Raw genomic sequence first — 12,866 nt, forward strand, 5'->3', positions numbered from 1 at the left:
TTGACTATAATGGGTTCAACTTATAGTTTATTTCTCAATTTAGCATTCTAAATGAGTTAATGAAATCAGGTCTCAATATATATTCTGAATGTCGTTGATATTTAATTTTCTTTAAAATTTCTAAACCATAAAGAACTTTTCCTACAGGTGTATATTCGCCCTCGAACAATGGTTCATCTTGCAGAATTATAAAAAATTGACTGTCTTCTGTATCATTCTTAAAAGTTCTTGCCAAACCCACACTTCCTTTTGTAAAGCTAAAATCATTATCTACTTCAGATCTAATAGTACCTAAGCCAGACTTGCCTGTTCCAATTTTACCATAATTAATTGAATTTTTTTTACCAAACTCTAAGTCACCTGCTTGGACTAATTTATCTTTTATCACTCTATGAAAAGCTACGTCATCATACAAGCCAGATTTTATTAACGTTTTAAATCTTTCAACACCTTTTGGAGACACATTTGGGTACAGCTCAATAATTACATTTCCACACGGTGCATTAAGAATTACTATGTTTTCTGGTTTTTCAAAATTGATATTTTCAGGATTATGATTTTTAACAAATAAACATTTATTTTTTATAATATAATAAGAACCTAGAGTAACTGAAGCCAAAATTATCAAAAATACAAATATTATTTTTTCAAATAACGTTGCTTTAATTTTTTTAATCATTTTACTGTTAAATCCACACTTGTTTAAAATTCTTCTGAAAATTTAAAATCTTTATAAATTTTTAATAGCCTATATTTTATAAATTCAACTTTATTTTTTAAAATATTGTCTGCATCATTAATTTCTTTTAATTTTTTTGGACTTAAAGTCATTATATGAGAAAATGTTTCTGCCATATCTTCAGAGGGTGTAGATTGAGAATATTCAGTAAAAAAACCATTTGTATTTGTATAAGTATTTAACCCAAGTTTTTTAGTGCAAGTAGAACAATCGGCATATTTAAAATTTTTATTATTAAATTTAACCCACTCATCTTCATTGAAAATTTCTTTAAAGCTATCATTGATTAAATGAAAAACCTCATGGTGAATTGTTCTTTTAAAATACTTTTCATTAAACTTGATGTCTAATATCAAAGTCTTCATAATGTTATCTGGTATCCCAGCAGTATTAATTCCAGAAATTGATAAATTTTCACACATAACTACGTATCTTAAGTTTATTTTTTTTAAAAAGTCTTTTGAGTATTTATTAAGGTTATAACTAATTAAATCAAATTTTTTGTTATAATCTTCTTTGGTAGAGTTCATGCATACTATATTTTTTTTAACTCCTAATCTAAACGAGCTTGAAGCGTACAAATATCTAAGCTGATTTTTTTTATCGATTTGATAAAGTTCTAAGTTAGGTATCTTAATCAGATTATAGATAGTGTTTGCTTTTAAAGGTGTAATAAAAAAAATTATTAATAAAATTACTTTAAATAGCTTCATAAATAGTAATATAGAAGATATTCCAAATTCAAAGAATGTGGTACATTTTATTTAGATGAAAAAAGAAAAAAATAAAAACCCTGTTCAGCCAGTTAGTGGAACTAAAGTACCAAGATTTGCTGGACCTTCCACCTTCGCAAGGCTGCCAGAATTAAGAGATGTCAAAGATTGTGATGTAGCTATCGTTGGAATACCTTTTGATGCTGGTACAAGTTATAGGCCTGGAGCTAGATTTGGACCCATGAGCATTAGACAGGCATCACGACATTTAAGAACTAATTATCATCCAAGTTATGATGTTGAGCCATTCAAAGTTCAGCAGGTAGCAGATGCTGGAGATATAACTTGTAATCCATTTAATATTGATGAGGCCATTAAACAAATAGAAGAAGGAGCGACAGAGCTTTTAAAAAAAGTTGGTGGTATAATAAGTTTAGGTGGAGATCACACAATTGCACTTCCGCTTTTAAGAGCTATTAATAAAGAAAATAACGGACCAGTTGCACTAGTTCATTTTGATGCTCATTTAGATACTTGGGATACATATTTTGGAGCACCTTACACTCATGGAACACCATTTAGACGAGCTCGTGAAGAAAATTTATTTCTTGATGATGCATCTATGCATGTAGGGATCAGGGGTCCTCTTTATAGCAGAAATGATATTAAAAATGATGAAGAGTTTGGTTTTAAGATTATTCATTGTGATGATTTTCAAACACAAGGAACAGATAAAATTGCAGAAAGAATACGACAAAGAGTAGGAGATAATCCACTGTATCTTTCAATCGATATAGATGTTTTAGATCCAGCTTTTGCTCCAGGAACTGGAACACCTGAAATTGCAGGAATGACTACAAGAGAAATGGTTAATGTTATAAGAGGTTTGTCAGGTTTAAATTTAATATCTGCAGATGTAGTTGAAGTTTCACCAGCATATGATCATGCAGAAGTTACATCATTAGCTGCTGCAACAATTGTTTATGAGCTAACTAATTTATTTGCAAAAACTAAAAGATAAGGTACTTTTTAAAATGCTAGATAAACGAAATTTTTATATTAATGGAAAATGGGTTGCTCCAAAAAAACAAAATGATTTTAAAGTAATTGATCCCTCAACCGAAAAAGAATGTGCAGTAATATCTCTTGCGGGAGCTGAAGATGTGAATGAAGCAGTAAGTGCTGCAACAAAAGCTTTTCAAACTTGGGCGTTCTCTTCTAAGGAAGAAAGAATAAAATATTTAGAAGCACTATATGATGTTTATAAAAAAAGATGGAATGATATGGCGCAAGCTATTTCTCTTGAAATGGGAGCTCCTATTGATTTTTCAACGCAATTACAGGCTGGAACTGGAGCAAGCCATATCAAATCTTATATTAAAGTATTGAAAGAATATACATTTGAAGCAAAATTAGGAGAGCATGCCCTTAATAATAATATTTTACATGAGCCAAAAGGAGTTTGTGCATTAATCACACCATGGAATTGGCCAATGAATCAGGTTTGTCTAAAAGTAATCCCAGCCATTGCTGCTGGTTGCACAATGGTTCTTAAGCCTTCTGAAATAGCACCACTATCATCTATGATTTTAGCAGAAATGATCGATGAAATTAAATTACCAAAGGGTATATTTAATCTGGTTAATGGGGATGGAGCAGTTGCTGGCAACACATTAACAAGTCATCCTGATGTTAATATGATTTCATTTACAGGATCTACTAGAGCCGGTGCTTTAATTTCTGAAAATGCAGCAAAAGATTTTAAAAGAGTTAGTTTAGAGCTTGGAGGAAAAGGTGCTAACATTATATTTAAAGATGCTGATGCTGAAGCGGTTGAAAGAGGAGCGCTTAGATGTTTTAGAAATACAGGACAATCTTGTAATGCTCCAACAAGAATGTTGGTAGAAAAATCAATGTATGATGAAGCAGTTGAAAGAGTTAAGAATTTTGCTAATTCTATGAAAGTTGATGTTGCTAATAAAGAAGGGGATCACATAGGACCTGTAGTTTCAAAAACCCAATTTGATAAAATTCAATCATTAATCCAAGTTGGAATAGATGAAGGAGCCAAAGTAGTTGCTGGTGGATTAGGTAAACCTGAGGGTTTAAATAAAGGTTATTTTGTAAAACCTACAGCATTTGCAGATGTTAATAATCAAATGCAAATTGCAAGAACAGAAATATTTGGACCCGTGTTATGTATAATTCCTTTTGAGACAGAGGAAGAAGCAATTGCAATTGCAAATGACACACCCTATGGTTTATTAAATTTTATTCAAACTCAAGATCAAGAAAAAGCGAATAGAGTTGCTAGAAAATTAAGATCAGGAATGGTTGATATTAATGGAGCTGGTTTAGCACCAGATGCTCCATTTGGTGGTTATAAACATTCAGGCATTGGTCGTGAAGCTGGTAAATTAGGCCTAGAAGAGTATCTTGAGGTTAAAGTTGTTAGTGGTTGGAACGATTAATCCAATTTATGTTGCTGTTCATAATAGGTTTTCTGCAATTCAATAAGCCCTATATTTATTAGTTAATTTTCTAAACTAGAAGTTGTATCGCTTTATACTTTACAGAACATGAATAATCCATAATGTCGCAGACAGTGTTACCATAGCTTTATAGTTAATAAGAGTAACAAAAATAAATAGGAGAAATAATATGGGTAGATCGTCAAAACTCTACAACTCAGATTTAGCTCCAACTCCAAGCAATAAAAAAAATTGGGGATGGTTCGAAATCTTTAATGTCTGGGCTAATGATGTTCAAAGTTTATTTGGTTATACTTTGGCAGCATCTTTGTTTTTAGCGTCAGGACTAAATGGTTGGGCTGTATTTGCTGCATTAATTCTAGCAGGATTTTTTATAATGTGGCTAGTAAACTTATCAGGTAAACCAAGTGTAAAACATGGAATACCATATCCAGTATTCGCTCGTGTCAGCATGGGTGTATTTGGAGCAAACTTTCCAGCAATGGCTAGAGGCCTTGTTGCAATGTTTTGGTATGGAGCACAAACTTACGCAGCATCAACTGCTGTTGCACTTTTAATCACAGGTATTACTGGCAACGCTGGTACGGAGATGTTCTTAGGAATGACAGGAGTAATGTGGGTGTCATTTATATTTGTGTCAGGTTTTCAAGTCTATTTATTTTGGCAAGGTGTTGATCTTATCAAAAAATTCTTGAACTTTGCTGGACCAGCTGTTTACGTTGTAATGATTGTTTTAATGTTGGTCATATGGGCTAAAGCTGGTGGAGGACTATTTTCAGAAGTAGGAACTATATTCTCTGGAGGAGAACGAACTGGTGGTTTTGAAGGCTTAGGATCATTTGGAGCTTTCATAGCTGTATTTTCAATTATGGTTGGATATTTTGCTGCAGTAGTTATTAATTTTGGTGACTTTGCTAGATTTGTTAAAAATGAAGATGAAATGAGAAAAGGTAACCTATGGGGATTAGTAGGTAACGTAATCTTATTCTCTTTTATTACTTTAATGATCACAGGCGGAACAATCGCAATTTTTGGTGAGTATGTTGCAAGTCCTACAGAGATGGTAGCTAAAGTAGATAACCTAGGTTTAACAATTATTGCTGCATTTGCTTTCTTTGCTGCAACAGTTGGTATTAACATGGTTGCAAACTTTATACCTCCAGCTTATGACTTGGCTAATTTAATGCCAGATAAGATAAATTTCAAAACAGGTGGATTAATTACTGCTGGTTTTGGTTTTATTATTGGTGGTATGTGGGTTGCTGTTATTACTCAAATGGGTTTATTTCCATTTGTTAATACATTAGGAGCAATTCTTGCACCTGTATTTGGTATTATGATTGTTGATTATTACATCATCAAAAAAGAAAAACTAGATGTAGATGCATTGTTTGATGCTAGCCCTAGTGGGAAGTATCATTACAATGGTGGCTTCAATCATAAAGGAATGTTAGCTTGGATACTATCAGGTTACATCGCAGTTGGAACTGTTTGGCCAAACATTTTAGTTTTTGGTTTAGATGATTTCTTCGCAAACCTAGGTGGTGGCGGAGGATATGCTTGGATAATTGGAGCATCATTAGGTGCTGTAGTTCATTTAGCAATATCTAAAAGATAATAAAACTAAATATTTAAAATTAGAAAAACCCGCCGCATTTATGCGGCGGGTTTTAGTATTTTAAGAAAATTTCTTTGTTATTTAAATCTTCAATTACTAAATTGTCTCCAGTGCCTTTTCTATCTACAACTAAAAAATTCATGTCCAAAGTAGATATTAAAGGAAAATGCCATGTGCCAGGTTTATAATTCACACCAATATTTGGAGGAACAATGAAGGACTCAATTTCATCAATATTTGGTTTATCACCTTTCGGAGCAACCAATACTAAAAAAGTAGTTTCTTGCATTGGTATAAAAGCCTGACTTCCTAAAGGATGTTTTTCCATCATATCAATTTTCATTGGAAAGGATCTTTTTAAGGCAGAAAAAATACAAATAGTAGTTTCTCCATTATCAGTTGACGTATCTAAATTTGCTATACCATCAAATCTTTTTGCATAACCATTATTAATTTCAAGTGGCTTTATATCTTTAGTTGTTATTACGTCTCCATACTTAGAGAAGTTTTCTTTAGTGATTGGTTTTGGTTTAATTATAATTTTCATTAAAGCGCCTTACCAAACATTCTAAATCTTGAAATACCACCATCTGGAAAAATATTAATTTTAACATAATTAATTTTATTATTTTTCATTAATTTATTTTTAAATATATGTGTTTTATTTGCTGATAATTTAACTTTATCTAATAGAATTTTCCACTTCTTAGAGTTTTTTATAATTGAAGATGATGTTTTATTGTTTGGAATATAAATCGCTTGAATAGAGCAGTGACTTGGATAATTTCCTTTAAAATGATGTGTTGATATTTCAATTTTATCAATTTTATTGCCATCAATTGAGTTTAGTATTAGCCAATCAAAACCTTTGTCTCTTCTTCTTCTAGTCTCCCATCCATCACCCATATTTTTTGCTTTACCAGGTGCTAAAATATTTTCAGCTTTTCCAAAATGTTCATTATTACAAGCTATAACTGAGGCTCCGTTTAAAAGAGATGTTAAATTTGTAGTCTTATTTTTCAAATTAATTGTGTCCTTTGAAATTTTTCCAAAAAGTCTTAATCTAGCAACTCCTCCATCTGGAAAGATATTAAATTTAATATGAGTAACTGTAGATTTGGATGAGATATTAAAAAAATGATGATTGTTAGCTTTTATTTTTTTTTTACCCAGTAAAGTTTTCCATTTAAAATTTTTATACAAATTGGATTTAGAGTTGCAGGCCTCTAAAGAAATCATAGATGGTTGATTTCCATTGAAATGAGATGTATCTACATCTACTTTAGAAATTTTACCTGGTTTACCTAATTTAATAATTAAATAATCATGTCCTAGATTTCTTTTTCTTCTCGACTCCCAACCATCCATCCATTTTCCATTTCTATCAAACAATCCTTCCTTAAAGACAGCTGATGATGGATTTATAATTCTATTGGCTGAGGCAAAAAAATCATCTGTTTTATAAATAACTTTTGAACCCAATCGAGGTTGAGCCAAGTCTATTAATCCATTTGTGAAAATTATTTTTTCAGACATTGTTAGGAATAGTTTTTAATCCAATGTTTGGCAATATCAACTCTTTTGCAAACCCAAATATCTTCATGTTTTTGTATATAATCTAAAAACTTTTTTAAAGATTGAATTCTACCAGGTTTTCCAATTAGTCTACAGTGTAGTCCAACAGACATCATTTTTGGGTTTGTCCTTCCTTCTTCATATAAAGCATCAAAACTATCTTTAAGATAACTATAAAAATGATCACCAGTATTAAAACCTTGATTTGTTGCAAATCTCATATCATTATTATCAAGAGTATAAGGAATGATTAATTGTTTTTTTTTATTTCTGTTTTCCCAATATGGCAAATCATCACTATACGAGTCACTGTCATATAAAAATCCACCATCTTCCATTACCAAATCTCTAGTATTTGGACTACATCTTCCCGTATACCAACCATCAGGTCTTTTACCAAAAATTTTAGTATGAGTTTTAATAGCAAGCTGCATATGTTTTTTTTCTTCTGATTTTTTAATATTTTGATAATCAATCCATCTCCATCCATGTGAAGCTACTTCATAATCAGCTTCTATTATGGCTTTACAAATTTCAGGGTTTTTTTCTAAGGCCATCCCAACTCCAAAAATAGTTATAGGAATTTCTTTTTCTTGAAAAAGATTGTGAAGTCTCCAAAAACCTGCTCTTGAACCATATTCATAAAGCGACTCCATATTCATATGCCTTCCCTTTATGGGTTGAGCGCCTATAATTTCTGACAGAAAAACTTCTGAATTTTTGTCTCCATTAAGAACACAATTTTCTGCACCTTCTTCATAATTTAAAACTATTTGGACTGCTATACGTGCTTTGTTCGGCCATTCAACTCTAGGTAAATTTGAACCATAACCAATTAGATCACGAGTATCTTTTTTTTTCATAAAAAATTATAATTTAATTTGACCGAATTAACAATTTGTTAATTTATTACAGATTTTTCTTTAATACCATCCAGCAAGCTTAAACATTTTTTAAGCTCATCAAGTTTTATAAATTCATCAATTTTATGTGCTTGTTCAATTGAACCAGGACCACAAACAACTGTGCTTATTCCTATCTCTTGAAATAGACCAGCTTCGGTTCCAAAAGAAACAACTTCTCTTGAATTATCTCCTGTTAAACTTGAAACTAATTCACAGGCTTTTGATGTTTCATCTCTATCAAAACCAATTACTTCACCAATAATTTTTTTACTAATTGTAGCCTTAGGATAAACTTTTTTCATATCTGGCAACAAAACTTCATTAGCATATTTATCTATTTCTAAATTCAAAAATACACCATCCTCTTTAACAACAGGTCTTGTTTCCCAGTTGATGTGACATTTGTCAGCAATTACATTGTGAGCTATCCCGCCAAATATTCCACCAATTGATAGTGTGGAGTGAGGAGGGTCAAAAATAGAGTCCTCAGGAGATCTTTCTTTTAGTTTTTCTCTTAACTCAATTAATTTATTTACATATCTTGATGCGTATTCAACAGCACTGACACCTTTATGTGGAGCAGAGCTATGACCTGCTAAACCCTCAAAATAAGTTGTATATTCATAACACCCTTTATGAGCATCTATGATTTTCATATTAGTTGGTTCTCCAATTATACAAATTCCATCTTTTATTCCTCTTTTTTTTAATTCAGCAATTAATATTGGAGCTCCAATACAAGCTGTTTCTTCATCAAAGGTATAAGAAAAATGGATATCTCTATCAGAATTTGCTTTTGCATAAATTGGAGCGAAAGCTAAAGTGCAAGCAATAAAACCTTTCATATCACAAGCCCCTCTACCAAAAAGTTTTTCATCTTTAATTATCGCTTCAAATGGATCCGCACTCCATCCTTTAGAAACAGGAACAACATCAGTATGACCTGATAAAATTATAGGTTTTTTATTACTAGGGTTCTTTGCTTTAAGTGTTGCAAAAAGATTAACTCTTTTTTTTTCATCATCAAAAGTTCTAAATGATGTAGCACCTATCTTTTTTAAAATTTCATCACAATAATTAATTAAAGAGCTATTATCTTGACCAGATATAGTTTTAAATGAAATCAAATCTTTTAAAATTTTTATAGAATTATTAAATAATTGATTAGAACTATTTTCTGTACTCATAAATTATTTCTATTATATATTAAAATAATGAAAGAACAAATAACGTATGATATTTTTGACAAAGTTGATATTAGAGTTGGAACAGTCATATCTGTTAAAAAAAATGAAAAAGCTCGAAAACCCTCATTGGTAATAAAAGTAGATTTTGGAGATGATATAGGAATTAAACAATCATCTGCTCAAATTACTCATTATTATAATGAAGAAAATTTAAAAGGAAAACAAGTAATTGGTGTTTGTAATTTTCCAGAAAAAAATATTGCAGGAGTTGTTTCGCAAGTTCTTATTTTAGGATCAATAGATGAAGAAGGTAAAGTGATATTGGTTCATCCCTCTCAACCATCTGAGAATGGCCTTCCTATAGCTTAATTTTTTATGTACTCAGAATTATTATTGTTGATTGGTATATCGGTTTCACTTGGTTACACTCCTGGACCAAACAATGCTGTAGCATCTTATTCAGGATTTAATTTTGGTATAAAAAAAACAATTCCACTAATACTAGGTGTTTGGCTAGGATATACTACATTAGTTATATTAATTAATTTTGTTCTAATATCAACTTTTGTTAAGTATCCAATAATTCAAGAGATAATTAGAATATTAGGTACAATTTTTTTATTTTATCTAGCGTATAAAATTTCTTTCACTAATTCATCAACTGAAGATAAAAAAGAAAATCCTGTAAAATTTTTTGATACATTTATATTCCAATTTTTAAATCCAAAAGGTGTAATGGCAGCAATTACTTTAATATCTAAATTTGTCAAAGAGGATAATTATTTGATGAGCTCTTTATCTGTTATTATTGTTTGTTCCTTAACAGCTATAACAAGTATTACTGTATGGGCATTTTTAGGTAAATTCTTAAGGGGTTTTGCGACAAATATTAATTTCATTAAACGTTTCAATTATGCTATGTCATTGCTTCTTATTCTTTGTATAATAGGATTTTACATCTAACTAAATGAAACCAGGAAACAAAAATTCATATAAGTCTTTAAAATCAATCAGTATTGATGGCAAAAACTATAAATATTATTCATTAGCTGAAGCTGAAAAAAATGGATTAGAAGGTATTTCAAAATTACCAAAATCTTTGAAAGTTTTGCTAGAAAATCTTTTAAGATATGAAGATGATTTATCTGTTAATAAAGATCAAATAGATGCAATTAAACTTTGGTTAAAAGATAAAAAATCAAACACTGAAATAGCTTACCGTCCTGCAAGAGTTTTACTGCAAGATTATACAGGTATACCAGCTGTAGCAGATCTAGCTGCTATGAGAGAGGCTGTAAAAGAAAAAAATAGAGATCCAAATTCTATTAATCCTTTGTCAGCGGTAGATTTAGTTATTGATCACTCTGTACAAGTAGACAAATCTGCTAAATCAGATTCTTTTGATAAGAATGTTGATATAGAATTTGAAAGAAATGGAGAACGATATTCATTTCTAAAATGGGGTCAGCAAGCGTTTAACAATTTTAGGATTGTTCCTCCTGGAACAGGAATCTGTCACCAGGTTAATTTAGAATACCTATCCAAAGTAGTGTGGTCAGAAAAATTTAATGAAGAGGATTATCTATTTCCTGATACCTTGGTTGGTACAGATAGCCACACGACAATGGTTAATGGATTGTCAGTGCTTGGATGGGGTGTTGGAGGCATTGAAGCAGAAGCTGGAATGTTAGGTCAGCCAATTTCAATGTTAATTCCTGAAGTAATAGGTTTTGAAGTTAAAAATAAAATGCCAGAGGGTACCACTGCTACTGATTTAGTATTAACAGTTGTAAAGATGTTAAGAGATAAAGGAGTTGTTGGAAAATTTGTTGAATTTTATGGTGAGGGTTTAAAAAATTTAACACTAGCTGATAGAGCAACAATTGCAAACATGGCACCAGAGTATGGTGCAACTTGTGGATTTTTTCCCATTGATAATGAAACATTAAAATATTTAAGATTTTCTGGAAGAGATGAAGCAACAGTAAAAATTGTTGAAGTTTATGCTAAAGAACAAGGTTTATGGGCAAGTGAGGGCATAGAATTTACAGACACTATTTCTTTAGACATGTCTACGGTTGTACCCACAATTTCAGGGCCCAAGAGACCTCAAGATAAAGTTTTGCTTACAAATGCTTCTGTTGAATTTAAAAAAGTTTTTGAAGAGGCAACACAAAGAAATAAACAAAGTGTTTCAAAAGTTGAAAATACAGATTATGAAATTAAAGATGGATCAATATTAATTGCTGCCATAACATCCTGCACCAATACATCAAATCCTAATGTTTTAATTGGTGCTGGTCTTTTAGCTAAAAAAGCTGTTGAATTAGGTTTAACAACTAAACCTTGGGTCAAAACATCTTTAGCCCCAGGATCACAAGTTGTGACTGATTATTTAGAAAAAGCAGGCCTAAACATATTTTTAGATAAACTTGGATTTAATTTAGTGGGCTATGGGTGTACAACATGCATAGGAAACTCTGGGCCTCTACCTGAAAATATTACAGACGCTATCCAAAAAGAAAATTTATATGCTGTATCTGTATTATCAGGAAATAGAAATTTTGAGGGAAGAATATCTCCTCATATCAAAGCTAATTATCTAGCTTCTCCACCTCTTGTAGTAGCTTATGCATTAGCAGGTCATATGGAATTTGATTTATACAAAGATCCTTTAGGACAAGATAAAGATGGAAAAGATATTTTTTTAAAAGATATTTGGCCTTCAAATAAAGAAATTGAAGAAACATTAAGAGACGCACTTAATGCTGACATGTTTATTAAAAGATATTCCAATGTCTCAGAAGGACCTAAACAGTGGCAAGAAATTAAAACAGAAAATACAAGTATATATAATTGGGATGACACTTCTACTTATGTAAAAAAACCACCTTTCTTTGAAAATTTATCTGATACACCAGAAGGCTTTAAACCAATCAAGGATGCAAGACTACTTTTAATTTTAGGTGACATGGTAACGACTGACCATATTTCGCCAGCAGGAAATATTCAAAAAGAAAGTCCAACAGGTGAATATTTTATGGAACATCAAATACAACCGAAAGATTATAATTCTTATGGTTCGAGAAGAGGAAATCACGAGGTTATGATGAGAGGAACATTTGCAAATATTAGAATTAGAAATGAAATGGCACCTGGAACAGAAGGAGGTTTTACTAAATTATATCCAGAAGATAAAGTTATGCCAATTTACAATGCAGTTGAAGAATATAAAAAAAGAGGTGTAGATTTAGTTGTTATAGGTGGCAAGGAATATGGAACAGGTTCTTCAAGAGATTGGGCGGCAAAAGGAACAAAACTATTAGGTGTAAAAGCAGTTATTGCAGAAAGTTTTGAAAGAATTCATAGATCAAATTTAATTGGAATGGGTGTTTTACCGCTTCAGTTTACAGAGGGAAACAATAGAACCAACTTAAATTTAATTGGTTCTGAATTGATTACTGTTTTAGAAATACAAGATGGAGTGAACCCTTCTGACTATATTAGTATAGAGATAAAATATGCAAATGGAGATATAAAAAAGATTAAAACTCTTTGTAGAATTGATACAAAGAACGAATTAGAATATTATAAGCATGGCGGTATTCTTCAATTTGTTTTAAGAAATATGATTTAA

At 31.1% G+C, this 12,866-nt stretch carries 12 protein-coding genes; 6 read left to right on the top strand and 6 right to left on the bottom strand.

Annotated elements, in window-relative coordinates; translation table 11 throughout:
- Positions 1-34: 34 nt before the first annotated feature.
- Entirely contained in the window at positions 35-679 is a 645-nt protein-coding gene (locus tag AC5SLL_RS01335; RefSeq protein ID WP_494586784.1) for a peptidylprolyl isomerase, read from the bottom strand.
- Positions 680-702: 23 nt separating this feature from the next.
- Positions 703-1,452: a putative zinc-binding metallopeptidase gene (locus tag AC5SLL_RS01340; protein ID WP_494586785.1), complete on the bottom strand. Its 750-nt coding sequence runs from the start codon at positions 1,450-1,452 to the stop codon at positions 703-705.
- A gap of 55 nt (positions 1,453-1,507) precedes the next feature.
- Between AC5SLL_RS01340 and speB the strand changes: the two genes are divergently transcribed.
- The 3 genes from speB to AC5SLL_RS01355 all read left to right on the top strand — a co-directional run bounded on the left by speB (position 1,508) and on the right by AC5SLL_RS01355 (position 5,562).
- Positions 1,508-2,473 carry an agmatinase gene (speB, locus tag AC5SLL_RS01345; RefSeq protein ID WP_494573410.1) on the top strand — a complete coding sequence of 322 codons (966 nt, stop codon included), beginning with the start codon at positions 1,508-1,510 and terminating at the stop codon, positions 2,471-2,473.
- A gap of 13 nt (positions 2,474-2,486) precedes the next feature.
- On the top strand, positions 2,487-3,923 hold the full coding sequence (locus AC5SLL_RS01350) for an aldehyde dehydrogenase family protein (protein WP_494573411.1): 1,437 nt from the start codon (positions 2,487-2,489) through the stop codon (positions 3,921-3,923).
- Positions 3,924-4,113: 190 nt separating this feature from the next.
- Positions 4,114-5,562 carry an NCS1 family nucleobase:cation symporter-1 gene (locus tag AC5SLL_RS01355; RefSeq protein WP_494586786.1) on the top strand — a complete coding sequence of 483 codons (1,449 nt, stop codon included), beginning with the start codon at positions 4,114-4,116 and terminating at the stop codon, positions 5,560-5,562.
- A 52-nt stretch (positions 5,563-5,614) separates the two neighbouring features.
- On the opposite strand, the gene AC5SLL_RS01360 is transcribed toward AC5SLL_RS01355, so the two are convergent.
- From AC5SLL_RS01360 to argE, 4 genes are read right to left on the bottom strand one after another with little or no spacing between them, the layout of a single operon-like run.
- Positions 5,615-6,109, bottom strand: coding sequence for an ureidoglycolate lyase (locus AC5SLL_RS01360; RefSeq protein ID WP_494586787.1), 495 nt, complete (start codon positions 6,107-6,109; stop codon positions 5,615-5,617).
- A complete protein-coding gene (gene alc, locus AC5SLL_RS01365) occupies positions 6,109-7,098 on the bottom strand; it encodes an allantoicase (protein ID WP_494586788.1) in 990 nt (329 codons plus the stop codon). Before alc ends, AC5SLL_RS01360 begins: the two co-directional genes overlap by 1 nt.
- Positions 7,099-7,100: 2 nt before the next feature.
- Positions 7,101-8,000, bottom strand: coding sequence for an allantoinase PuuE (gene puuE, locus AC5SLL_RS01370; RefSeq protein ID WP_494586789.1), 900 nt, complete (start codon positions 7,998-8,000; stop codon positions 7,101-7,103).
- Positions 8,001-8,038: 38 nt separating this feature from the next.
- On the bottom strand, positions 8,039-9,229 hold the full coding sequence (gene argE / locus AC5SLL_RS01375) for an acetylornithine deacetylase (RefSeq protein ID WP_494586790.1): 1,191 nt from the start codon (positions 9,227-9,229) through the stop codon (positions 8,039-8,041).
- Positions 9,230-9,256: 27 nt separating this feature from the next.
- Between argE and AC5SLL_RS01380 the strand changes: the two genes are divergently transcribed.
- From AC5SLL_RS01380 to acnA, 3 genes are read left to right on the top strand one after another with little or no spacing between them, the layout of a single operon-like run.
- Positions 9,257-9,598 (top strand): tRNA-binding protein, encoded by a 342-nt coding sequence (locus tag AC5SLL_RS01380; RefSeq protein ID WP_494586791.1) that lies wholly within the window; start codon positions 9,257-9,259, stop codon positions 9,596-9,598.
- Between the two features lie 6 nt (positions 9,599-9,604).
- Positions 9,605-10,192, top strand: coding sequence for a LysE family translocator (locus tag AC5SLL_RS01385; protein WP_494579249.1), 588 nt, complete (start codon positions 9,605-9,607; stop codon positions 10,190-10,192).
- Positions 10,193-10,196: 4 nt separating this feature from the next.
- The gene (gene acnA, locus AC5SLL_RS01390) at positions 10,197-12,866 is read left to right on the top strand and encodes an aconitate hydratase AcnA (protein ID WP_494586792.1); all 2,670 of its coding nucleotides are present in this window, start codon (positions 10,197-10,199) and stop codon (positions 12,864-12,866) included.

It is taken from the genome of Candidatus Pelagibacter sp. PS_43 (assembly GCF_059417795.1).

Coding starts and splice junctions, on each gene's coding strand:
- argE (WP_494586790.1), bottom strand. CDS start 9,229: ATGAGTACAGAAAATAGTTCTAATCAATTATTTAATAATTCTATAAAA.
- alc (WP_494586788.1), bottom strand. CDS start 7,098: ATGTCTGAAAAAATAATTTTCACAAATGGATTAATAGACTTGGCTCAA.
- AC5SLL_RS01360 (WP_494586787.1), bottom strand. CDS start 6,109: ATGAAAATTATAATTAAACCAAAACCAATCACTAAAGAAAACTTCTCT.
- AC5SLL_RS01350 (WP_494573411.1), top strand. CDS start 2,487: ATGCTAGATAAACGAAATTTTTATATTAATGGAAAATGGGTTGCTCCA.
- AC5SLL_RS01355 (WP_494586786.1), top strand. CDS start 4,114: ATGGGTAGATCGTCAAAACTCTACAACTCAGATTTAGCTCCAACTCCA.
- acnA (WP_494586792.1), top strand. CDS start 10,197: ATGAAACCAGGAAACAAAAATTCATATAAGTCTTTAAAATCAATCAGT.
- AC5SLL_RS01385 (WP_494579249.1), top strand. CDS start 9,605: ATGTACTCAGAATTATTATTGTTGATTGGTATATCGGTTTCACTTGGT.
- AC5SLL_RS01335 (WP_494586784.1), bottom strand. CDS start 679: ATGATTAAAAAAATTAAAGCAACGTTATTTGAAAAAATAATATTTGTA.
- speB (WP_494573410.1), top strand. CDS start 1,508: ATGAAAAAAGAAAAAAATAAAAACCCTGTTCAGCCAGTTAGTGGAACT.
- puuE (WP_494586789.1), bottom strand. CDS start 8,000: ATGAAAAAAAAAGATACTCGTGATCTAATTGGTTATGGTTCAAATTTA.
- AC5SLL_RS01340 (WP_494586785.1), bottom strand. CDS start 1,452: ATGAAGCTATTTAAAGTAATTTTATTAATAATTTTTTTTATTACACCT.
- AC5SLL_RS01380 (WP_494586791.1), top strand. CDS start 9,257: ATGAAAGAACAAATAACGTATGATATTTTTGACAAAGTTGATATTAGA.